This window comes from Bifidobacterium sp. UTBIF-68, from assembly GCF_006408855.1.
GTDB lineage: Bacteria > Actinomycetota > Actinomycetes > Actinomycetales > Bifidobacteriaceae > Bifidobacterium > Bifidobacterium reuteri.
In genome coordinates, this window is sequence record NZ_JFAN01000009.1 from 134,558 (window position 1) to 158,407 (window position 23,850).

Consider the following 23,850-nt stretch of genomic DNA (forward strand, 5'->3'; position numbering starts at 1 on the left):
CTCACGCCCCTTTCGTCTCATCGGCCCAGATACCGTCACCGAGCGAGCCGATGAATTCGACGAGTTCCCTCGCCATCTCCTCATGCTCCGGCACTCGTGGATGCCCGGGAGTCGCCGACCCGTTGCGCGAATACAGGAAGTGGTGGGCGATGGCACCTGCCTTCATCGGGGGGACATTGTTTACGGTCGTGTGGCCGAATGATACGACGGAGTCATTGCCTATTGACTCATTGAACGTGCGTACGGCCTCATCGATCGCGCGGTCCCATGACGGATCATGGTATAGCACGGTGGTGGTGCATATCAGCGTCGCTTGGGGATACACTCCGTGGCTGGCACGCAGGAAATCGACGTACCGGGTTCGCCAATGCCGGGCCTCGACGCCGTCATAGTCGTCGGCCATGAAGTCATGAGGATGAGAGTCGTTCTGTCCGACGGCTACGACGACCACGTGCGGCGAGTACCGGGAGAAATCCCACGGTTTGGCCGCGCCAAGCACGGGGTTGTACTCGATGCGGTCCCAAATGCCTTCCATGCCTATGTAGTCAGGCCCGTTGAACCAGCCTATGCCATCCAGCAGGGACGCGCCGCCCTGAGCGGTGACATGGACCTGAGCCCCCAGTGCACGCGCCGTAATCGCCGCGTACGAACGCCATGAATCGCTGTAGGAGCTCAGATCGACGTCCGGATCGCCCTTGCCGGCGTACAGGATGGCCTCGTTCCGTTCGCCGCAGGACACGGAGTCGCCGAATACCTCGATACGGCGTGACGGTTCCGTGGCAGTCGGCGGCATGACCTGCGCGCCGGCGTCCACGCCGAATCCCAGCAGTTCGAGGTAATGCTGTCCGTCCTGACGCTTGAACACCACGGCCTCATGCACGATGTCGGGGAGATGCTCGGCCAGTGCGAGTGTGACAGGCCCGTAGGATGCCCCATGTGCGCCATCGGCGCCGGAGGGAATACGAACCTTGGTTTCCGCTCCGTCGATGATGACACCGATATGGCTATCGCCATAACACCAATGGTTGATGAGCGTCACGGTCAGCGATGTCCCGGTGAACCGGAACGCCGCCTGAGTGTAGGGATATACCCATACCGGCCGCTCCGGATTGTCGTCATCGATGCGTCCCATGGTTCGGATGGCCGGGTTGTTGGGGAAGATGGTGATGGGCTTCTTCGCCTCCGGTAATGCGGAATTCTTGTCCGCGCACGACATTGTCATCGAATGCTCCTCATTGATGGTGTTCAGTCCGTCGATGCAGTGGTTCGGATCGATATTGCGACTTAGTTTATAATCCAAGACTCGCAACACCTTAACCGCTTCATGTGAATATGATACACTCATTGCGGACGAAACGAATCATCGGTTGATTCGGTCGCCAACGAAGGCAATGGACGCGTAGCAACGCTTCCGTCACGAACACATCATCATGAAAGGACCGTCCACATGACGCTTTCAGCAAATTTCATGTTCGGCACCGCCACGGCGTCGTACCAAATCGAGGGTGCGGTGCATGAGGGAGGACGCTGCCCCTCCATCTGGGACACGTTCTCCCACACCGGTCACACTGTCAACGGTGACACCGGCGACGTGGCCACGGACTCCTACCACCGGTACAAGGAGGACATCGCCCTGCTCAAGGACCTCGGCGTCGACGCCTACCGGTTCTCCATCGCGATGCCCCGCATCGTGCCGACCGAAGGCGGACCGACCAACGAACAGGGTCTCGATTTCTACGAGCGCGTGGTCGACGAGCTGCTCGACAACGGCATCAAGCCCGTCGCCACGCTCTACCACTGGGATCTGCCCCAGTACCTTGGGGACAAGGGCGGATGGCTGAACCGTGACACCCCCTATCGTGTCGCCGACTATACCCGCCGCGTGGCGGAACGACTCGGCGACCGAGTCGACACGTGGATCACGCTCAATGAGCCCTGGTGCTCCTCTTACCTGAGCTACGGCGGCACCGAGCACGCGCCAGGAATGGGCGGTGGCCCCGTCGCGTTCGAGGCCGTGCACCATCTCAACCTCGCCCACGGCCTGATGACCGAGACTCTTCGCGACGAGCTCGGTGAACGGGCACAGATCGCCGTTACCCTCAACCTGCAGATCAACCGTGGCGATGCCGATGCCGTGCATCGCACCGACCTGATCGGCAACCGCGTGTTCCTCGATCCGATGCTGCGTGGCTACTATCCGGACGAGCTGTTCGCCGTCACCAAGGGCATTTGCGACTGGTCGTTCATCAAGGACGGCGATCTCGAGCAGATTCATCAGCCGATCGATATGCTCGGCATCAACTACTATTCGACCGGACTCGTCGCCATGAGCGACCGTCCGCAGTTCCCCCAGTCCACCGCGGCGAGCACATTCCCCGGCTGCAGCGACATCGACTGGCTGCCGACCCCCGGCGAACACACCGAAATGGGCTGGAACATCGACCCGGACGGCATGTACGACATGCTCGTGCGTGTACACGACAACTATCCGGAGATGCCGCTGTTCATCACCGAGAACGGCATCGCCTGCGCAGACGAGATGGTCACCGAAGCCGACGGCACCAAGGCCGTGCACGACGACAAGCGCATCGACTACCTGACTCGGCACTTCGACGCGGCCCGCCGCGCGATGGAGGTCGGCGTCGACCTGCGCGGCTACTTCGTCTGGTCGCTGCTCGACAACTTCGAATGGGCGTTCGGCTACACCAAGCGCTTTGGCATCACCTATGTGGACTATGAGACGCAGGAACGTGTCCCGAAGGACAGCTTCAAGTGGTACAGGAAGCTCATCGCAACCCGTGAGCTGCCTAAGCTGTGACAATGCCGTGATGGTATTGAAGCGGCTATCTTTTTCTATGTTCCTTTGATGTGAGTGGCGGAACTCGCTCGCTCAGCACACGCTGAACGAGCGAGTTCCGCCACTCATGCAGTGCACGGGCGTTTCTGCCCGTGCACTGCATGATCCATACGCCACATTCTTCGGTTCGATGACGTCCTGCACATCGAGCCATCCCTACGAAAGGACTTCGATATGACAATGGTGTCAGCAGTCGACGGGCGTATGCTGTACGGCGGCGACTACAACCCGGAACAATGGCCCGAGGAGATCTGGGCCAAGGACATGGAACTGTTCCATGAGGCCGGCATCAATGAGGTCACGCTTAACGTGTTCTCCTGGTCCAGCCTGCAACCCGACGAGGAAACCTACGATTTCAGCCGGCTCGACCGCATCGTGGACACGGTCACCGAGGCCGGCATGAGCATCATCATGGCGACCTCCACCGGAGCGTTGCCCTCATGGCTGTCGCTCAGGTACCCCGAAGTCGAGCGCGTCGACTTCTACGGGCGCAAACACCGGCAGGGGGAGCGTCACGACGCGTGTCCGAACAGTCCCGTCTATCGCAGGCTGTCGGCGGCGCTCGCCGGCAAACTCGCCGAACGATACGGCCATCTTGAGAACCTGGTCGGCTGGCATGTGAGCAACGAGTATGGCGGGTACTGCTACTGCGAACGTTGTACTGAAGCGTTCAGGCAGTGGCTGCGCGCACACTATGCGACGATCGATGAGCTGAATGGAGCATGGAACACGGCATTCTGGAGCGGCACCTTCCATTCGTTTGATGAAATCGGCCTTCCTGATTTCGCCGGAGACGGCATCGACGGGAACCGTGCCGTGCTTCCCGGCTACACGATTGATTATCGGCGGTTTTTCAGCGATTCGATTCGCGAAGCATATCATCTTGAGAAGTTGGCGATTCGTGAGTTTGATCCGACCACGCCGGCTACCACGAACTTTATGTGGCGTTTCGACAACTACGACTATCAAGCGTGGGGAGGCGATCTCGACATCGCCTCGTGGGACTGCTATCCGCAGCGTGATACGAAGCCGTCGAGTACGGCATTCTGGCACGAGGTGATCCGCGGCATCAGACATGGCGAAACGTTCTTGCTGATGGAACAGACGCCAAGCCGCCAAAACTGGCAAGAATACTGCTATCTCAAAGCACCGGGCCAAATGCGCGAAATGAGTTGGCATGCGGTTGCACACGGTGCTGATTCGGTTCAGTTCTTCCAATTGCGCCGGTCGCGTGGCGGTTGCGAAAAGTTCCATGGTGCGGTGATTGATATCGATGGGTCGAATCGCACGCGTGTGTTCCGTGAGGTTGCACAGCTTGGTGGGGAACTGAAGGCGGTTGGTTCGCGGCTGCTTGGTTCACGTAGTACGGCGCGAGTTGCTGTGCTGTTCGACTTCCAGAATTGGTGGGGTCTTGAAGCATGCGTCGGACCGACCCGTGGACTTGATTATGTGGATGAGTGCGAACGGTATTTTGCCGAATTTGCACGACGCAACATTGCGGTTGATGTGGTGCCATTGAACGCTGACTTAAGCGATTACGATGTTGTGCTGGCGCCGTGTCTGTATATGATGCGAAACGACACAATTGCCGCGTTGCGCGAGTATGTGGACGGCGGCGGGCGCCTGCTCCTGACTACGATGTCGGCGTTGGTGGACGAACATGACAACCTGTTCCAAGGCGAATGCCCGGTGCCGCTACGCGATGTGGCCGGCGTATGGGCTGAGGAAACCGACGCGCTGCCTCCGGATATGGCTGTGCCACTGGTCGTGGGAGACTGCGCAGATGCCAAGCTGACCGACGATGCGCAGGAAATCGGCACATGCGGACTTCTGTGTGACATTCTGCATCAGGATGATGGCACGCGCGTACTGGCCCGCTATGGCGGTGACGCATTTTATGCGGGTACGCCGGCGATTACTGCGCATGGTTTTGGGGACGGTCGTTGCTGGTACGTTGGTACGATGCCTGATGCCGATGGTACGCGCATGATTGTGGATGATGTGCTGGCCGGTACAGGTATTCAAGCGACGCCTAGCCCGGATGGTACGGAGATTGTTACGCGAGTTGCTGCCGATGGTACGCGGTTCACGTTCATGCTGAACACTACTGCGCATGTACAAACGGTTGTTGCCCCGTGTGATGGCATTGACCTGCTCGCAGGCGTTGAGACTGCTGGTGCTGGCAGGACGAGCGGCGAGGCGAAGGATGGCACCGAAGGCGTGAATAAAGCCGGATGCGATGCGGCTCCTACGGTTGCTTCAGGTTCCGTTATTACGCTCGAACCTTACGGTGTGGTACTTATCGAATCCCATGCCTGATGGTTCTCGCCTGACTATTCGATCATTCTCCGTGCCGAGCATCGGCTGAGGGCGATTGCAGAATGGGGGGTGCTATCCAACACCGTGGATAGCACCCCCCCATCGTGTAGTGGCCCTCACATGGTGCGATTAAGCAAAATGGCTTAATGACGTTGCTGCTGGATGGGCGCTGAGCGATTCCATGGACGTGTAGTTATGCCTGAGAATGGCAGTATAGACCAGCAATACATAAACGCTTAAGTACGAGCTTGCATAAAAATCCATATACACCAGCCAATAACAGTGCAACACGCCGGATTCATGACGGTTTTCACTGAATATTTCAGCTGTGATGTGCCTGGCATGAAGCTACGAGTAGATACTGAAAAGTCAATAATTGCAACGATTCCAAGATGCGCAGTAAGGTGCTTGCAGATGACTTGGTCCTGTTGTGGCGGAATTGTGTTAACCCGAATACTTAACCGGTTGACAAACGCATAGGTGCGGTGTTATTCTATTCACCAACAGCGCAAAAGAGCTTTAATGCTAAGCGGCAGTAAGGTTCCTGGTGCTGTACATCGCGGCGCTTCATTGCTGAACGCTTGCGTAAACAAGGAAAAGGGACTAATCATCTCTTCACCGCTTCAGCTGTGAAGCTGACAAAGGAGACAGGTAATGAAAGCATTCAAGAAGATTGTGGCTGCAGCTACCGCCGGCTTGTGCATGGTAAGCATGGCGGCTTGCGGCGCCGGTGGTGGATCTGCAGATGGCACCGACCTGACTTACGACAAGATCGAGCTCGGCACCACTGGCAAGGACATCAAGACCACTGTCAACCTGTACAGCCAGCGTACCGATATGCTGCAGGACACCTACAACGGTACGACGTGGAAGCAGTACATTGAAGAATTCAACAAGTTGTATCCAAACATCACGGTTAAGGTCGAAGGCGGCACCAATTACGCCGATTCCGCACTGACCCGTCTGCAGGGAGGCGACTGGGGCGACATGATGATGATTCCAACTGTCGATGCCTCCGAGCTGCAGAACTACTTCCTGCCCTTCGGCACTGTCGATAATCTGAAAGATAAAATCCACTACGTGTATGCCCAGCATTACGACGGCAACGTCTACGGCATCTCCTCGACCGGTAACGCGGTCGGTATCGTCTATAACAAGGCTGTATTCAAGGCCGCCGGCATCACTGAGAATCCGAAGACTCCAGAAGAGTTCATCAACGACCTCAAGCTCATCAAGGAAAAGACTGACGCCATCCCGCTGTACACCAACTACGCGGCCGGCTGGACGATGGGCGCATGGGATGCCTACATCGGTGGTAACGCTACTGGCGACGCCAAGTACATGAATCAGGAGCTGCTGCACACGCAGGACCCGTTCTCTGACCCGGGCGACGGCACTCACGCGTACAACGTGTACAAGATTCTGTACGATGCCGTGGCTGATGGTCTGATTGAAGACGACTTCTCCACCACTGATTGGGAAGGCTCCAAGACTCAGATGAACTCCGGCAAGATCGGCACCATGGTGCTCGGCTCTTGGGCCGTCTCTCAGATCAAGTCGGTCGGCGAAAACGCTGATGACATTGGCTACATGCCGTTCCCGATCACTGTTGACGGCAAGCAGTACACTTCCTCTGCTGCTGACTATGCGTACGGTATCAACAAGGATGCTTCCAAGGAGAATCAGGAAGCCTCAATGATCTTCATCAAGTGGATGACTGAAAAGTCCCACTTCGCGACCAACGAAGGCGGTCTGCCGGTCGATAAGTCCGACTCCACGCTGCCGGATGTCTATTCCGAGTTCAAAGACGTGACCTTCGTCGAAGATGAACCGGCTGTCGAAGGCGAGGAAGATCTGTTCAACGATCTCAACTCCGATTCCGAGCTCAACATCAACGCTGCCGGCGACGCTCGCATCCAGTCCATCGTCGAAAACGCGGCCAACAAGACCAAGTCTTACGATGATCTGGTCAAGGAGTGGAACGAAAAGTGGAACGGTGCGCTGAAAACTGAGAACGTGGACGTCAAGTACACCACGGTCGTCAAGTAAGCGCGCATCCTAACCACGTAACTTCCTGACACATACTCCTCATCCATTGTTCGGGCAGTCGTCAGCAACCACGCCGAGGCTGCCCGAATCCATCCCATACCAGACTTTCCCCAATATCAGCCAAACTCCCCGCCCAGTCGTATCGCACAGGTCAGGCGAGGAATACATCGAAGAGAGGGACCTATGGCCTCGTCAGCAGCGGGAACGACGGCAGCCGTCGATATTCCCGACAATATCCAGCCAAAAGATTGGCGTAAAACCGGAATCATCGTTGCATTCTCCGCGATTCCGCTCGCTCTGCTCGTCTTCTTCACCTACCTGCCGTTCTTCAACATGGTGGGCTACAGCTTCTACAAGATGAAGTACATCGGCACTCCGAAATGGATCGGACTTCAGAACTACATTGAAGTGTTCACCCGCCCGGATACGCTGTCTTCGCTCAAACTCAGCCTGTACTACATGGCCGGAGCGCTTATCCAGGTCGCAATCGCCCTGTACCTGTCCACCATGCTGGCGTTCAAGGTGCGCGGTGGCGGTATCTTCAAGGCTGTCTACTTCTTCCCGTATCTGATTAACGGCATCGCGGTCGGCTTCATCTTCAAGTTCTTCTACACTCGCGGATACGTGTTCGATACCGTGCTCCAATGGTGCGGCTTCCAACTCGACGCTCTGCCTTACTGGCTGAAAGATCAGAGCATCAACAACTGGTCGCTGGTGGGCGCATCCATCTGGCGATACCTTGGCCAGAACGTCATCCTGTTCATCGGCGCGATCATGTCGGTCGATAAGACGCTGTATGAGGCGGCTGAAATCGACGGTGCGAACAAGTGGCAGCAATTCAAGCACATCATCCTGCCGGGCATCCAGACGATCCTCGTGCTCAACATCATCCTGTCGATCACCGGTTCGCTCTCCGCCTTCGAAGGCCCGTACGTGATCACCACCGGTGCAAACGGTACCGCGACGTACTTCGTGCTTATGGATCAGCTCGCGCATGGTAGCCAGAAGGTCGGCCTTGCATCCGCCATGGCTGTGGTGTTGCTGATGATCATCCTCATCTGCGCGTTGCTCCAGCAGATGTTCTTCAAATACGTATTCCGCGATGCCGACGATGGCGTCGCCAAGGCGAAGAAGAAAGCCGCGAAAATCGAAAGGCAGCGTCGCAAGATGGCGCTGAAGAACGCTCCGATTGTCCGCAACGGCTCCCGTAACTCCAAAGAAAAGGCGGTGGCATGATGACTGACGTTGTCGCACAGGCCAAGGCGCGCAGCCTGGCGCGCAGCAACTCCTTCTGGTACAAGGCCAAGCAAGGCGTGTTGGTGTTCTTCAAGTACTTCTCGCTGATCTTCGTGGCTTTCTGGATGGTTGTTCCGCTGGTGAGCTGCTTTGTGACTGCGGCGAAAACCACCAAGGAATACCAGTCCACGTCCGTGATGACCATGCCGTCGAACTGGTTCAATTTCGGCAACTATGTGCAGGCGTTCAAGGCCTCGAACATGGCAATCGCCTTCCGCAACTCGTTCACTGTGCTTGTGGTCGTGCTGATTATCACCACGCTTATCGGCACCATGCTCGCCTATGTGCTCTCCCGCTTCACTTTCCCCGGTAACGCGGTGATTCGCGGCCTGTTCACTGTGGCTGCTTTGCTTCCGGGCATCGCGATGCAGGTCCCGATGTACAAGATGATGGTTCAGATGCACGCCGTCAACACCATGTGGGGCTACATCCTCATGATGTGCGGCACTGATGTGATCTCCATCTACGTGTTCATCCAGTACTTCGAGAACATCTCCACCTCGCTTGACGAGGCTGCCATTATGGATGGCGCCTCCTACTGGACGATTTACTCGCGTGTCCTGCTGCCGTTGCTCAAGCCGGCTATCGTCACCTGCATGATTTTGAAGGGCGTAGGTGTGTACAACGAGTACTATGCCTCGAACTTGTACCTGCAGAAGGAAAGCCTGAAGACCGTCGCGATCGCGCTATACTCGTTCACTGGCCCGATGGGCAGCCAGTACAACCTGATCTGCGCCGGCGTGGTCATCACGTTGCTGCCGATGCTGGTTCTGTTCCTGATCTTCCAGAAGCAGATTTACAACGGCATTGCCGCCGGTGCTGTTAAGGAGTGATTCCGTTGGCTTCCGTCGGTGTGCGCCGACGGAAGCCTCACGCATATCATCGGCAAGTCTCACGATTTGCATAGCTCATGATGAAGAATCGGCTTACATAGCTGAACGACAAACGACTCATATCACAAGGATGTTTCCCATGACCCATACTCCTAACACCTTCCGCTCGCTCACCGAAGGCTGGACTGTTCGCGCGCTTAACCCGCAGGTTGCTCCTGAAGAACTGCGCGCTGCAATCACCGCTGGCATTCCGGCCACAGTCCCTGGCGAGGTTACGCTCGACCTGCTCGCAGCTGGTCTGATCGACGAACCGTTCGACGGCGACAACGAAAACCATCAGCAGTGGATTGGCGATGTTGACTGGCAGTTTGAAACCGAATTTGAATGGCACGCAAATGGGCAGACCCGCCACGATCTGGTTGCGTACGGTCTTGACACGGTTGCCACAGTGATGATCAACGGCCAGTTGGTCGGCTTCTCGCAGAACTATCATCGTTCGTATCGTTGGGATGCGCGCGGTCAGCTGCGCGACGGCATCAATACGCTTACGGTAACGTTCGCATCGTCCGTGCGTGAGTCTGATCGTCGTGAGCAGGAACTTGGCTACTATCCGCACACCGAGCATCATGCGTTCAACCAGCTGCGTAAGCCAAGCTACCAGTTCGGATGGGACTGGGGTATTGACGTTGCCAACGCTGGCATGTGGCGTGAGATCGGCATCGACTCGTGGTCTGGCGTGCGTTTTGCTGCGGTGCGTCCGCTGGTTGACGTGCTTTCGGATGGTACTGGTGTACTCAAAACCACGGTTGAGATTGAGCGCGAAGGCGAAGGTCGCGTGATGACTTCGGCCGATGCTCACACGCAGCAGAAGCCGGTTCAGGTGAGTGTGACAATCGCTGGATTCGGTGCGAACGTTACTGTAAACGGTGAGGTTGAATACGGTCGCAATACGACGACGCTGACTGCCGTTGTGCCGAATGCGCAACTGTGGTGGCCGATCGGCTACGGCGAGCAGCCGCTGTACGACGTAACTGTAACAGCTGGCGAGAATGCGGCCGAATGGACCGGTCGTGTCGGCTTCCGTACGGTGCACGTTGATACTCGCGCCGACGAAATCGGTCGACCGTTCCAGATCTACGTCAATAACGTGCCCGTGCATGCACGTGGCTACAACTGGGTGCCGGTCGATGCCTTCCTGTCTCGCGCCGACCGCGCTTTCTACGCGAAGTGTTTCAATGACCTAGTCGAATCCAACTCGAATATGGTGCGTGCGTGGGGCGGTAGCATCTACGAATCCGACGAATTCTACGATCTGGCCGACGAACTTGGCATCATGGTCTGGCAAGACTTCATGCTCGCCTGCGCCGCTTATCCGGAAGATGCCGGCACTCGCGCCGAAATCGAAGCCGAAGCGCGCGAACACATCAACCGCTTGAGCTCGCACCCGAGCTTGACCGTCTGGAACGGCTCTAACGAAAACTATGTCGCCTACTCCGAGTGGGGTGGTTTCAAGCAGGCTCTGCGTGACGACGACAAGCCCGCGAACGCGTATGGCTATGGCGAAAAAGGCTGGGGCGACTACTATTACGCCGACCTGTTCCCGAAGTTGCTCGCCGAGCTCGACCCGACGCACGTCTACCTGCCGAGCTCCCCGATGAGTTTCACGCCATTCGTTGACGCGAACAAGGACGTGGACGGGACTATGCACATCTGGGATGTGTGGAACCGCGTCGACTACCGCAAGTACGCCGACTACACGCCGCGCTTCGCCGACGAATTCGGCTATCAGGCACCGCCGGCATTCAGCACGCTCACCCGCGTGGTGCACGACGAGAAGCTTGAACCGTTCGGCAAGCAGATGCTCGTGCATCAGAAGGCAATGGGCGGCAACTACAAGCTGGCGCGCGGCATGCGCTCGCATCTGACCCCGGGCAACATCAACGATGTGAGCTACAACGCAGACGGTACACGAAACTGGCTTATCCCGACCGACGACTGGAGCAATATCGAAGACTGGCATTGGGCATGCCAGCTGCAGCAGGCGCAGGCGATCCGCTTCGGCGTTGAGCATATGCGTTCGCTTGAACCGGTCAATGCAGGTGCCTTGATCTGGCAGCTCAACGACGACTGGCCGGTCGTGTCGTGGGCCGCCGTGGATTATTACGGTCATCGCAAGCCGTTGTGGTACGCTTCGCGTGACTTCTTCGCGCCGCGTTTTGCCACGATCCAGCCGCGCGTTTCCGACAAGGCGCGCGAAGACAAGAGCTGGGAAGGTGTGCCGGTTGCGCCGGACCATCTGGAGCTGCTGGTCGCGAACGATACGCGTGACTCCTGGACCGGTACGTGGACAGTTGAACGTCGCGATTTTGCAGGCGAAGTGCTTGCCTCGCAAACGTTTGCCGATGTGACCGTAGAGGCCACGGGTCATGTTGCGCTCGCACTTGATGAAGCGGTAGCTGGATTCGGTGACGTGAACGGTGAGATTCTGGTCGCGACGCCGGTTGCGGCCGATGGCGTTGCCGGTGCGCAGTTCGCTCGCGTGATCTGCAACCCTGCCGATGTGATCGATCAGCGGCTCGACCGCAATCCATTCGAGGCGACCGTTGCCGTTATGGATGATGGCTATGATTTGACCGTAACCGCGAAGGCATACGCGCGCGACGTGTTCTGCATGGTCGATAAGGTCGATCAGGATGCGCGTATCGACGGTGGCATGGTGACGTTGCTGCCGGGCGAATCGGTGACGTGGCATATCATGGCGGCCGCCGGACTTGATCCGGCCGCGTTCATCGCTTCGAATGTGCTGCGATGCGCAAACGATCTCAAGATTTTCGTCTGAGAGCGCAGACCATTCTGACGTGAATAGGGAACAATCATGAAAAGCAGGGTGACCATCAGCGACGTGGCGCGGGCCGTGGGCGTATCCAATAGCGCGGTATCATATGCGCTGAACGGACGGCCGGGTATTTCGGAACGCACCAGGAGCAGGGTGCTACATGCCGCGCAGGAACTCGGCTGGAAGCCGAACAGCGCTGCGAGAGCCTTGTCGAAGGCGCGCGCCCATGCCATCGGACTGATTGTGACCTATTCCGCGGATGTCCTGTCTGTGGAATCGTATGCATTGGAGCTCATCGCCGGTCTGGAGACGGTTTTCGAACAGGAGGGGTATTCGCTCCTGCTGAGGTCGGCAAAAAGCCGTCTCCATGAGCTTGCCATCATGCAAGAGTGGATCGCCGATGCCACCGTGGACGCACTATTGGTGATGAACGTTGAGCTCGGTGACCCTCGCATCGCCGAGCTCAGGAAGCATACGGAATTCCCTGCGTTGCTGCTGTGCGACGCCTCGATGGCGGGCGGGCTGACCACGTTGTCCGACGACGAGGAGGAGGCTGCGCGTCTCGTTGTCGACTATTGCCATGCTCTCGGGCATCGCAGCATGGCTCGTGTGGCCGGTCCCGAAATGATGGGGCATACGCTCGTCAGGGACAAGGCGTTCGTGTCGCTGACGATGAACGCTGGGATACGGTACCGCTGTCTGCATACCGATTATTCTCCGGCGCAGGGCCGCATGAGCATCGAGCAGCTGCTGTCGTTGCCGGATCCGCCGACCGTCATTGTATGCGACAGCGGTGCGGCGGCGGTTACGGCCATTGATGTGGGACGTCGTCGCGGTATGCGCGTTCCGGAGGACTTGTCGGTGATTTCGTGGGACGATACCTTCATGTGCGAGATGGCCGATCCGAGCGTCACCTCGCTGAATCGTAATGTGTTCGGACGTGGGCGCAAGGCGGCCCGCGCGATCATCGACATGGTTGAGGGGCGGCAGGTGAAATCCGTCACCGCCTCCGACGATACGATGATTGTCCGTGACTCGACTGGGCGTCCGAAGCGGACAATCGTCCACAATGCGGTGATTGGGGATGGTGAACCGGTAAAGAACTTGTTATTGTCTAAATAAGTAGTAAGTAGTGAGTAGCGTTTTGTTCGCAGCTGGGAGATCTTTGATCTGTCAGAGGCCAGTGATGACGTCGTAAGAACGTGACGGAATTGCAGGAGGATTGTCGTGTCGAAGGCGAAAGTGACCATTACCGACGTCGCCAAGGCGTCGGGTGTCTCCAACAGTGCGGTGTCCTATGCGTTGAACGGCAAACCCGGCGTTTCGCAGGAAACGCGTGAGAAGGTGCTGAAGGTCGCAGACCAGTTGGGATGGCGCCCCAATAAGGCCGCCAAGTCACTTTCCGACGCGCGCACGAATTCCGTCGGCCTGGTGCTCACCTACGATCCCGCCGTACTGTCTGTCGAGGCGTTCGGCATGGAGCTCATCACCGGCTTAACAGCGAGGCTTGAGGAGGCCGGCTATTCGTTGCTTATTCGTTCGTCTCGCAACATGCGTGCGGAGCTCGACATCCTTGATGATTGGATCGCCTCGGGGGCGGTGGACGGTGTATTCCTGCAGAACGTCGAGCTCGGCGATCCCCGCATCGAACTGATGTCCCACCATCTCGAGATGCCGACGGTGGTCATGGGAGATGAATCATTGGCCGGCGGCCTGATCTCACTGAGCACGAACGAGCGAGATGGTGTGCGGGTGATCGCGGAGTATTGCGCCGATCAGGGGCATCGGCGGATTGCCCGCGTGGCCGGCCCGGAGAATCTCGGTCATACCTTCATACGGGACAATGCGTTCATGGAGGTCGCCGCGCGTCTGGGACTGCAGTACACCTGTCTGCATGCCGATTACACGCCCGAGGGCGGCAGGAAGTGCACGGAGCGTCTGTTGTCATTGCCGAACGCGCCGACTGCGATCATCTACGACAACGATGTCATGGCGTTGACCGGGGCGCAGGTCGCCGCGGTCCGCGGCCTCAACGTACCGCAGGATCTGTCCGTGATCTCGTGGGACGATTCCTTCCTGTGCGAGGTGAATGCGCTGGGCATCACCGCACTGGGGCACAACATCATCGAACGTGGACGCACCGCGGCGGGCTTGTTGCTCGACCTCATCGACGGCAAGCCAGTGGAATCCGTCTGGGAGCCGCAGGAGAAGCTCGTCGTGCGCGCATCCAGCGGACCCCTTGCCTGATCGTCATGATTGTCCGGCCGGCGTCTTGCGCCGGCTTTTTGCTATCTGCGGTGTGGTGAATTTGTTGACGAATCAGTGACGCGGGATGATAAGTCGTGCTGCATCACAATGAAATGCGGTGCATGAGGATTCGCTAGCCGCGTGTCGCTTAACCGATTAAGGTATAGTGATTGCTGGCATTTGAGATTGCTGCTGTAGCGCTGCGGTGGCTTTCTGCATTGGATGCGGGCTGATATGCGGGCTCGAGACCCCGATGGCGCACGGCGTTGGGCGTTGGAACATTCATCTGCGCTTAAGTGACCGACAAGCATATCTAGTCTCGTGTCCGTGCGGCGAGATGGAGGGACGCGAGCAGCCGCTGTTCGCGTCAATGCGCGGCGGCGTGGAATCCGGATCGATGGCGAGAGCCGACAAAGGAGATTCATGATGTTTGACCAAGGGCCTCATACGGTGTTGCGTGGTGGCGGCGTGTGCGTGGTACTGAAAACGCCGGCGGACGACATGCCGCAGGTGGAGTACTGGGGGCGCGATATCGTCGGTCCGACGGGTGACTGCGGTTGCGCGATCGGCAATGATACCTGCGCGGGATGCGCAACAGCCGGCTCATCGGCATGCCCGCTGAACGAGTCCGTTCTCGCTGCGCTTGACGCGATGACCCTCAAGGACACCCCGCCGAACAAGCCGGATGCGGCATGGCGCCCATCGTTGCTGCCGCAAGGCGCGGAAGGCTGGGCCGGCCGCGCCGGACTGGAATGCGCGCGCGGCGGTCGGCCGGTGTACGCGCGTTGGACGCACGTAGAGACCACTGCTGGACCATCGTCGCTCGCCGTCGCCGCCGAAGATGCAGTCAACGGACTGAAGCTCGATGCGACGTTACGTATCACCGCATCCGGCCTTGTCGTCGCGCGGCATACGATTACCAACACCGCAAGTCCGACAGGCGATTCAGCCGCCGGCCCGGCCTCCACGCAGCTAGCCGCCAACACGGGCGAACCGCTCACCGTCAGCTGGCTCGACGCCACCTTGCCCATGCCGAAACGCGCCGATACGCTCACCCAATTCACCGGACGTTGGCCGCTCGAAAAGCAGCCCGCCACGGGTCCGCTGCCGGTCGGTTCAATCACGCGCGACTGCCGACGTGGCAAAACCGGACATGACAGCCCGTGGATGTTCATCGCATCCATCGGTGCGCCGCGCAACCAGACCGGGGACATCTGGGCCTGCCATCTCGCATGGAGCGGCAACCAGACATACCGCATCGACAATCTGCCCGCACACGAGCCGGTCATCGGTGCCGGCGAGCTACTCGGCCCGGGCGAGATACGGTTGAATCCCGGCGACAGTTACACCACTCCGGAAGTGTGCTTCTCCTATTCCGACCGTGGCCTTGACGGCATCGCCGACCGATTCCACGGCTGGCTGCGCTCGCTGCCCGGACATGTGGACTTCGCCGCAAAGCCGCGCCCGTTCACGCTCAACACATGGGAGGCCGTCTACTTCAATCATGACGAGGCCACACTGAAACGGTTGGCCGACCATGCGGCGCAAGTCGGCGTGGAACGGTTCGTGCTCGATGACGGCTGGTTCCACGAACGACGCGACGACACCCGCGGGCTCGGCGATTGGGTCGTTGATCCGGCCGTCTGGTCCAACGGATTGGACGGTCTGGCCACGCATGTGCACGATCTGGGCATGGAATTCGGCCTGTGGTTCGAGCCGGAGATGGTCAATCTCGATTCCGACTTGGCTCGCGAACATCCTGATTGGATACTCGCCGCGCCGGAAGCGGTGCCAGGACGCGCGGACCTGTCATACCGCACGCAAAACGTGCTTGACCTCGCCAATCCGGACGCATACGCGCATGTGCGCGACCAGATGGCCGCACTCGTCGAGCAGCTTGGCGTGAACTACATCAAATGGGACCACAACCGCGAGGTCACCGAGCCGATGCATGACGGTCGTTTCGGACTGCACGAGCAGACCGAAGCCTGCTACCGGCTGTTCGACGAGCTGAAGGCCCGTTTCCCCGGCCTTGAAATCGAAAGCTGCTCGTCGGGCGGCGCACGCACCGACGCGGGCATCCTGCAGCACGCCGACCGCATCTGGGCATCCGACTCCAACGATCCGCGCGACCGAGTGGATATCCAACGCTGGACCGAACTCATTGTGCCTCCCGAGATGATCGGTGCCCATGTTGGCCCGTCTCCCGCGCATTCCACCGCCCGCGCCACCGATTTGAGCTATCGTGCGGCGATCTCCCTCACCGGATGCTCCGGATTCGAATGGAACATCCTTGAATGCACAGACGAGCAGATCGCCGTGCTGCGATCATTCGTCGCGTTGTACAAAGAGCTGCGCGGACTGCTCCACACCGGCCGCGTCATGCATGCCGATTGCAAGGACCAGGCGCTGCGGGCGCGCGGTGTCGTGAACGCGGACCGTACACATGCCGTATGGGTCATCGCCACCACGGACAACATCCGTGACTGGCTGGCCGAACGGCTGCAGGTGACCGGACTCGACCCAACCCGTTCCTACCGTGTGCGGATGCGCCGCGAAATCGGCGAATCGCACTGGGGCTGGGTGACGCCGCAGTGGCTCACCGCAGCGCAGGACGATGACGGCAACGGCGGCTTCACCGCGCCTGGGCGGTTTCTGTCCGAAGTCGGACTGCAACTGCCGAACCTGTGGCCCATGCAGGCGATCGTGCTTGAATTCACGGCAATCTGAGCATCACTCATCAATCGGAAACCATCGAATACCAAGGAGCATCCACCATGACCTCTGCCACCCCCGTCGATCAGCAGCTCACCAAACGAGCCAGCGCGTTGTTTGACGCATTGCACCGCCATACCGGCGAATTCGCCATGTTCGGTCACCAAGGCGACACCTCAACCCACCACAGCGCCGACGCGGATTCCGACACGCTCGCCGTGACCGGCTCATACCCGGCCGTGTGGGGCGCCGACCTCGGACGCATCGAACTTGGCTGGGACGAGAACATCGATCACGTCCCCTTCGTCGACATCCGCAATGATGCCCGCCGCGCATCCCGCATGGGTGCCATCGTCACCTTCAGCTGGCATTCGGTCAACCCGATCACCGAAGGCGGGTACGGCGACAACCTCGCCCCCGGATCGGTTGCCGCCGTATTGCCTGGCGGCGAGCTGCACGGCAAATACCTCACCTGGCTCGATCGGCTCGCCGACTTCCTGCTGTCGGTGCGTGACGACGACGGCACCCCGATTCCGCTGATCTTCCGCCCGTTCCACGAACACACCGGCGACTGGTTCTGGTGGTGCCCGGGCTCGTTCGCGCGACCGACCGACACCACGCCGGAACAGTTCGCCGAGCTCTGGCGCATGACCGTCGAATACCTACGCGACGAACGAGACGTGCATCAAGTGCTGTATGCGTACTCGCCCGACCGTAGCCGCATCGACATGACCGACGACACCACACTGGAATCCGGCTACCTGCGCGGATATCCGGGGGACGGCTATGTCGATGTGCTCGGACTCGATGACTACTGGGACATCGACCAGCCGCTCGACGGGCCGGACGCCGCCGATCCGGCCGAACGCCATGACAAGTTCGTGCGCATCCTCACGCTTATCGGACGGCTCGGTATGGAGCGAGGCAAACTCGCCGCGGTCACTGAAGTCGGCTCCCCGCGCGAGTTCGCGGCGGCGTTCGGCGATGACCCGAACGCGCCGTGGACGACGTTCATGCTGAGTGCCGCAAAGGCCAACGAATACACGCGTCGCGCGTTGTGGTATCTGCCGTGGTGCAACTTCGACGGCGCGGAGCACACCGGTGCGTACGGCACGCCGACCGTTGACTCGCCATACGCCGAGGACTTCCGCCGGTTCGTGCGGGACGATTTCATGCGGATGGCCGACACCCTGCCGGACATGTATGCCTGATGTGCGGTACGGCGCAACGGACGTGACCCGGCATGCGCGGCAAAGCAATGTGGAACAAAGGCATATAAGGCATATAAGACTAGGACATATGGGACAAGGAGCATGATGATGAGGGATGTGCGGCAGCTCATTCAGGATGCGATGGACCGCGCGGTCGACCATGGTGAGATCGCGGGTGCGACCATGCTGGCCGTACGACATGGCCGGGAACTCTGGCAGGCGACTGCCGGCATGCGCAACATCGAACGCGGCGAGGCCATGACCCGTGACACGATCTTCCGCCTGTATTCACAGACCAAACCGGTCACGGGCTCGGCGGCGATGATGCTCGTCGAACGGGGACTGCTCGACCTCGCCGCCCCCGTCAGCACATACCTGCCCGGATTCAAGGGGCAGCGTGTCACCACGGAGTTCGAACCCGATGCCGGCGGCGCATCCTCTTCGAACGAGCGGCTGGCCAACGATATCCCCACCGATATGGCCGGTGCCATCGCCAGCGTCGCGCATGACGGCGAGCGCACGGTGCCGGCCTCGCGTGAGGTGACCGTCAAGGATCTGCTGACGATGACCTCCGGCATCCCGTATGGGGATTCGAATTTCGAGGCCGGCCGCATCGTCGGCAAGGTGTTCGACGACCTCGCCGCGCGTCTGCATGGCCCGAATCCGATGGGCACGGTTGAGCTGGCGAACCGGCTGGGGCAGTGTCCGCTGCGGTTCCAACCCGGTTCGCGTTGGATGTACGGCACCAGCGCGGACGTGATCGGCGCGATCATCGAGGTCGTGACAGGCAGACGCTTCGGCGACTTCCTGCATGACGAACTGTTCGAGCCGCTCGGCATGCGCGATACGGCGTTCTACGTCCCCGCCGACAAGCTCGACCGGCTGGCCGCGGTATACGACAATCCGTGTTTGCCTATAGACCCGGCGAATGCGGGCGGACCATTGCGGGAGATTGTCACCGACCATCTCGGCGTGCCGTACGCGGCGACCGAAGACCCGGCGTATCAGGCCGGAGGCGCGGGACTGCGGTCCACGGTCGACGATTTCGTGAAGTTCGGCCAGATGCTCATCGGCGAGGGCGAGTTGGACGGTGTGCGCATTATGCAGCCGGCGACCGTGCGCATGATGACCTCGGGTGCGATGTACGCACGGCACTATCCGGATTTCGAGGAGTGGCAGCCGGGGTGCAACTACAACACGTTCATGCGCATCGTGGAGGAACCGGGCAAATCGACCATGATCTGCCGCGCCGGCGAGTACGGCTGGGACGGATGGCTCGGCACCTATTTCTGCAATGACCCTGCGACCGGGACCACATTCCTGTTCATGATCCAGCTCGCCAATGCCGGGACCATCCCCGTGACGCGCAAGGTGAAGAACATCGTCAATGCGCATCTCGACAGCTGATGCGGCTGACACTTCCGAGGCGTCGCCGTGCGCAGTGGCGATGCGTACCCATACCGTCAATATCCACGTACGACAAGGAGACATTATGGTCTATCAACGAGATGGCATGACAGCCGTGGCACCTGCCACAGATGGACGATTCACTTGGGGCAATGGCGTGGTATCTATGGCGTTTGCCACAGCCGCAGATGAGCCGGTACGTCTCGTCGGTGTGACGGGACGAGGTATGGCGGCATCCGGTGAGTCCGGTGCGGCCGGGGCTGCCGACGAAATCGACGCGGTCGGGGCCGCGCAGCGTGACCCACGGCCGATTGTGGAAGTGCACGCCGCCAATACCGGATCGAACGATAACCGTCTCGCGTTGATCGCCACGGTGGCCGGTGCGAGACTGCGCTTCGTTGAAGCGTGGGAGAGTCGGTCCGCTGATGGCAGCGTCGAACCGTACCGGCTGCATATCACGCAATATGCGCCGTATGATCGATTGCGGCCTGCAGGACGTCCGATGGGCGACGTTGATTCCCCAGTGGTTGATTGCTCCGATGCTGATACTGACTTCGATGCTGCTGTGCGCGACAGGCATACGGATGGGGAAGCGGTCCTCCGCGATACCGATGGCGGGCTGGTTGTCACTTCCGTATTCGAGGCGTATCCGGGGCTGTCCGCCGTGCGCACTTACACGATGGTGCACTCCGCGCAGCCGTTCACCATCGAAGCGGTGTCGTCGCTGAACCTTACATTGCCGATGGACGCCGGCAAGGCCACGGTCGACGCATCACGCCTGTACTGGGGCGACAGCGCATGGGCCGTGGAAAACGACTGGCATTGCGCGCCGTTGCGCAGTACCGCGGTGCGCGACCGCAACCAGACCATCAATCCGGGGGAGTCGAGCTCCCGATTCGCGTTGAGTTCGGCCTCGACCTGGTCCACTGGCGTGCACCAGCCCGCCGGCATCGTCGAAGCGTTGTCTCAGGCGGATGCCGAGCCATCCTTCTCCGTGATGTGGCAGATCGAACACAACGGCGCATGGGAATGGGAGGTCGGCGAGAACGACCCCGGTCTGCACGTCACCGCCTTCGGCCCTGAATACCAGGATCACCACTGGGAGACAGCGTTGGGTGAGGGCAACGATTTCACCAGCGTCCCGGTCTCGTTCGCGCTTGCCGCAGGGGATTGGCAGCAGGCCGTTGCCGAAATGACGCTCCAACGCCGCGCGTTGCGTCGTGCGAAGGCCGCCGAGCTTGGGCGCGAGTCCGCCTTCACGCATACCCAGGGACTGGTGGTGTACAACGACTACATGAACACCTTGTTCGGTGATCCGCGGTTGGACAAGGAACTGCCGCTGATCGAGGGGGCGGCCAAGACCGGTGCGGATGTGTTCTGCATCGACGCCGGCTGGTATGACAGCACCGAAGGTGGTTGGTGGGACATGGTCGGCGAATGGGAGCCATCCACGAACCGTTTCGGAGACTTCGGACTGGCGGGGCTCGCGCAGACGATACGCGATCATGGCATGGGGCTGGGTCTATGGCTCGAACCCGAGGTGATTGGCGTCAAGTCGCCGCTCGCGCATACGCTCCCGGATGAGGCGTTCTTCACCCGCCACGGTGTGCGCGTGTGCGATTCCGGCAGATACCTGCTCGATTTCCGTTCCGCGGCCGCCCGCGACCATGTGAGTCGCACTGTCGACCGGCTGATTGACGAGTTCGGTGCCGTGTTTTTCAAGTTCGACTACAACACCGTACCCGGCACCGGCACCGACCGTGACGCCGAATCGGTAGGTGGTGGATTGCTTGCGCATTGCCGTGCCTATCTTGATTGGCTTGACGATCTGCGCCGCCGCCATCCGGACGTGATGATCGAAAACTGCGGATCGGGTGCGATGCGCGCCGACTACGCCCAGCTATCCCGATTGGATCTGCAATCCACGTCGGACCAGTGTGATCCGTTGATCTATGCCGCAATTGCCGCCGGTGCGGGCCTGACGATCCTGCCCGAACAGCAGGGCAATTGGGGCTATGCGCAACAGGAGATGGACGATGAGACCGCCGTGCTCACCCTGGCGGCCGGCGTGCTGGGCAGACTGTACCTGTCCGGTTTCATCAATCGCATGGACGAGTCGAGGCTCGGCTTGGTGCGTGATGCGGTCGCGTTGCATCGCCGCGTGCTTGACGAGCAGCAGCGACTGGTGCCATGGTGGCCTGCGGGGCTGCCCGCCTTCGACGGCGACTGGCTGGTTTCCGGATTGCTGGCTGCGCCGAATGAGCGCAGGGATGCGGCTGATGATATCGCTTCATATCTGACGGTATGGAGGCGCGGAGGCGAGCCCTTTGTGGACATCGCATTACCGCAAGGGAGAGTGGTTCGGCAGATCTTCCCCAATCCGGAGCGTCCGGAGCATGCGCCGGATGCGGCTCCATGGACCGTCGAACGTCTCGACGCCCATGTCGTGCGCATCCATGCCAGTGATATCGCTCGCCCTTCCGCGCGTATCTTCGCGGTTATGCCCAAATACCCCAAATACTGTGCCATATAAATACAAGAAAGGTATCAACAATGGAAAATGAAGCCCGATATGAGCTCGGTACTCCGGAAAACAAGACGTGGCTCAATGAGCAGCGTGACTCCCTGATGGCCTTCGGCCATGCCTTCCCTTCGCCGGACGGAGGCTCGTACTGGCTGGGCGACGATGGCACCCCGTGGAAGGACCGCAATCGCGAGACTTGGATCACCTGCCGTATGACCCACGTCTATTCGCTCGCCGCGTTCACCGGCCATGCCGGCGCCGAGGCGCTTGTCGATGCCGGACTGAAGGGCCTGACCGGTGAGCTCCATGACGACGCCAACGGCGGCTGGTATGCGGCCGTCACCCCGGACGGCGACCACATCGGTATAAAACAGTGCTATGCGCACGCCTTTGTGTTGCTCGCCGCATCCTCCGCCACGCTGCTCGGCCGCCCCGGCGCCGCCGAACTGCTCGCCGATGCCCAGCAGGTCTTCCTCAAGCGATTCTGGGATGACGAGATCGGCCTGTCCGTCGATACGTGGAACGAGGATTTCACCGAGCTCGACGCATACCGCGGCCTCAACGCCAACATGCACTCGGTCGAGGCGTTCCTCGCCGTGGCCGACGTCACCGGCGATGAAACATGGCGTACACGCGCCGGTCGCATCATCGACCACGTCGTCGGCTGGGCGGAAGCCAACAACTGGCGCATCCCCGAGCACTTCCACGAGGACTGGTCGGTGGACCTCGAATGCAACGCCGACAAGAAGGACGACCAGTTCAAGCCGTACGGCGCCACCCCTGGCCACGGCATCGAATGGGCCAGACTCATCACCCAGTACGCGCTGAGCGCCCCCGGCCTTGCCGAAAGCCGTAAGGCGCAGCTGGTCGACGTGGCCGAAAATCTGTTCCACCGTGCTGTGTCCGATGGTTGGAACGCCGATGGCGCGCCCGGCATTGTCTACACCACCGACTGGAACGGCGTGCCCGTCGTGCATGACCGCATGCACTGGACGCTCGCCGAAGCGATCAACACCTCGTCCGTGCTGGCCCATGTGACCGGCAAGGCGGAATACGCCGACCTGTACTCGACCTTCCTCAAGTATGCCGACGAGTACGTCATCGACCATGTCAATGGTTCCTGGTTCCACCAGCTCGACCGCACCAACCAGCCAATCGGCACTGTTTGGCCGGGCAAGTCTGACCTGTACCACGCCACCCAGTCGATGATGATCCCGCTGGGCGACCCGTCGATGTCCATCGCGGTTGCCTCCCAGCGGTCAGGCGACTGAATCAACCGAGCCCACTCGGTCCGGATATAGTCATGATTCTTGCCCGCCCATGCGATGTGGAATGCGTATTTCCCCTCTTTCTGCGCAATCCGTATCGTATGGGCGGGTTTTCCATTGTGGTTATGCCTAATACGTAGTCGTCGATGTCTGCGGCCCGTGTATACTAGATTGCTGTTGCTTTGGCAGGCCGAGCCGTGAAGCAGACAATCCGGTGGATTGTCTGTAGGCGAGGGGAGCGCGGTTTACCGCGTGACCTTGTACCGAGCCAAAGCGTGTTGCTTTGGC

Annotated in this window: 14 protein-coding genes; 13 read left to right on the forward strand and 1 reads right to left on the reverse strand. The window is 59.8% G+C overall.

All coding sequences use genetic code 11. From position 1 onward, the window contains the following. Position 1: 1 nt before the first annotated feature. Complete coding sequence (locus tag BW14_RS03405) at positions 2-1,132, reverse strand: GDSL-type esterase/lipase family protein (protein WP_308810443.1); 1,131 nt, start codon at positions 1,130-1,132, stop codon at positions 2-4. A gap of 315 nt (positions 1,133-1,447) precedes the next feature. Here BW14_RS03405 and BW14_RS03410 point away from each other — a divergent pair, with 315 nt between their 5' ends. The 13 genes from BW14_RS03410 (at position 1,448) to BW14_RS03470 (ending at position 23,565) form a co-directional block, all read left to right on the forward strand. Then, complete coding sequence (locus BW14_RS03410; protein WP_044088338.1) at positions 1,448-2,818, forward strand: GH1 family beta-glucosidase; 1,371 nt, start codon at positions 1,448-1,450, stop codon at positions 2,816-2,818. Between the two features lie 243 nt (positions 2,819-3,061). Beyond that, positions 3,062-5,176, forward strand: coding sequence for a beta-galactosidase (locus BW14_RS03415; RefSeq protein WP_223848066.1), 2,115 nt, complete (start codon positions 3,062-3,064; stop codon positions 5,174-5,176). 654 nt (positions 5,177-5,830) lie between these two features. Further along, positions 5,831-7,225, forward strand: coding sequence for an ABC transporter substrate-binding protein (locus BW14_RS03420; RefSeq protein WP_044088336.1), 1,395 nt, complete (start codon positions 5,831-5,833; stop codon positions 7,223-7,225). A 183-nt stretch (positions 7,226-7,408) separates the two neighbouring features. Beyond that, complete coding sequence (locus BW14_RS03425) at positions 7,409-8,461, forward strand: carbohydrate ABC transporter permease (protein WP_140463124.1); 1,053 nt, start codon at positions 7,409-7,411, stop codon at positions 8,459-8,461. Next, the gene (locus BW14_RS03430; protein ID WP_081886525.1) at positions 8,458-9,354 is read left to right on the forward strand and encodes a carbohydrate ABC transporter permease; all 897 of its coding nucleotides are present in this window, start codon (positions 8,458-8,460) and stop codon (positions 9,352-9,354) included. The genes BW14_RS03425 and BW14_RS03430 overlap by 4 nt, the downstream gene beginning before the upstream one ends. A 139-nt stretch (positions 9,355-9,493) precedes the next feature. Next, positions 9,494-12,193, forward strand: a complete 2,700-nt coding sequence (locus BW14_RS03435) for a beta-mannosidase (protein ID WP_044088333.1) — start codon at positions 9,494-9,496, stop codon at positions 12,191-12,193. Positions 12,194-12,229: 36 nt separating this feature from the next. Continuing rightward, positions 12,230-13,312 carry a LacI family DNA-binding transcriptional regulator gene (locus BW14_RS03440; protein ID WP_044088332.1) on the forward strand — a complete coding sequence of 361 codons (1,083 nt, stop codon included), beginning with the start codon at positions 12,230-12,232 and terminating at the stop codon, positions 13,310-13,312. A 99-nt stretch (positions 13,313-13,411) separates the two neighbouring features. Beyond that, positions 13,412-14,437 (forward strand): LacI family DNA-binding transcriptional regulator, encoded by a 1,026-nt coding sequence (locus tag BW14_RS03445; RefSeq protein ID WP_044088329.1) that lies wholly within the window; start codon positions 13,412-13,414, stop codon positions 14,435-14,437. A gap of 423 nt (positions 14,438-14,860) precedes the next feature. Beyond that, positions 14,861-17,167: an alpha-galactosidase gene (locus tag BW14_RS03450; protein WP_258186037.1), complete on the forward strand. Its 2,307-nt coding sequence runs from the start codon at positions 14,861-14,863 to the stop codon at positions 17,165-17,167. A 47-nt stretch (positions 17,168-17,214) separates the two neighbouring features. Beyond that, the gene (locus BW14_RS03455) at positions 17,215-18,363 is read left to right on the forward strand and encodes a glycoside hydrolase family 26 protein (protein ID WP_044088327.1); all 1,149 of its coding nucleotides are present in this window, start codon (positions 17,215-17,217) and stop codon (positions 18,361-18,363) included. Positions 18,364-18,465: 102 nt separating this feature from the next. After that, positions 18,466-19,770 (forward strand): serine hydrolase, encoded by a 1,305-nt coding sequence (locus BW14_RS03460; protein WP_081886523.1) that lies wholly within the window; start codon positions 18,466-18,468, stop codon positions 19,768-19,770. Positions 19,771-19,855: 85 nt separating this feature from the next. After that, a complete protein-coding gene (locus tag BW14_RS03465; protein WP_140489264.1) occupies positions 19,856-22,303 on the forward strand; it encodes a glycoside hydrolase family 36 protein in 2,448 nt (815 codons plus the stop codon). A gap of 20 nt (positions 22,304-22,323) precedes the next feature. Next, positions 22,324-23,565: an AGE family epimerase/isomerase gene (locus tag BW14_RS03470; RefSeq protein WP_044088325.1), complete on the forward strand. Its 1,242-nt coding sequence runs from the start codon at positions 22,324-22,326 to the stop codon at positions 23,563-23,565. Positions 23,566-23,850: the final 285 nt, after the last annotated feature.

Excerpts from the sequence above, each read along its gene's own strand:
- BW14_RS03405 (WP_308810443.1), bottom strand. The coding sequence starts at position 1,132 with ATGGGACGCATCGATGACGACAATCCGGAGCGGCCGGTATGGGTATAT.
- BW14_RS03410 (WP_044088338.1), top strand. The coding sequence starts at position 1,448 with ATGACGCTTTCAGCAAATTTCATGTTCGGCACCGCCACGGCGTCGTAC.
- BW14_RS03415 (WP_223848066.1), top strand. The coding sequence starts at position 3,062 with ATGCTGTACGGCGGCGACTACAACCCGGAACAATGGCCCGAGGAGATC.
- BW14_RS03420 (WP_044088336.1), top strand. The coding sequence starts at position 5,831 with ATGAAAGCATTCAAGAAGATTGTGGCTGCAGCTACCGCCGGCTTGTGC.
- BW14_RS03425 (WP_140463124.1), top strand. The coding sequence starts at position 7,409 with ATGGCCTCGTCAGCAGCGGGAACGACGGCAGCCGTCGATATTCCCGAC.
- BW14_RS03430 (WP_081886525.1), top strand. The coding sequence starts at position 8,458 with ATGATGACTGACGTTGTCGCACAGGCCAAGGCGCGCAGCCTGGCGCGC.
- BW14_RS03435 (WP_044088333.1), top strand. The coding sequence starts at position 9,494 with ATGACCCATACTCCTAACACCTTCCGCTCGCTCACCGAAGGCTGGACT.
- BW14_RS03440 (WP_044088332.1), top strand. The coding sequence starts at position 12,230 with ATGAAAAGCAGGGTGACCATCAGCGACGTGGCGCGGGCCGTGGGCGTA.
- BW14_RS03450 (WP_258186037.1), top strand. The coding sequence starts at position 14,861 with ATGATGTTTGACCAAGGGCCTCATACGGTGTTGCGTGGTGGCGGCGTG.
- BW14_RS03455 (WP_044088327.1), top strand. The coding sequence starts at position 17,215 with ATGACCTCTGCCACCCCCGTCGATCAGCAGCTCACCAAACGAGCCAGC.
- BW14_RS03460 (WP_081886523.1), top strand. The coding sequence starts at position 18,466 with ATGATGATGAGGGATGTGCGGCAGCTCATTCAGGATGCGATGGACCGC.
- BW14_RS03465 (WP_140489264.1), top strand. The coding sequence starts at position 19,856 with ATGGTCTATCAACGAGATGGCATGACAGCCGTGGCACCTGCCACAGAT.
- BW14_RS03470 (WP_044088325.1), top strand. The coding sequence starts at position 22,324 with ATGGAAAATGAAGCCCGATATGAGCTCGGTACTCCGGAAAACAAGACG.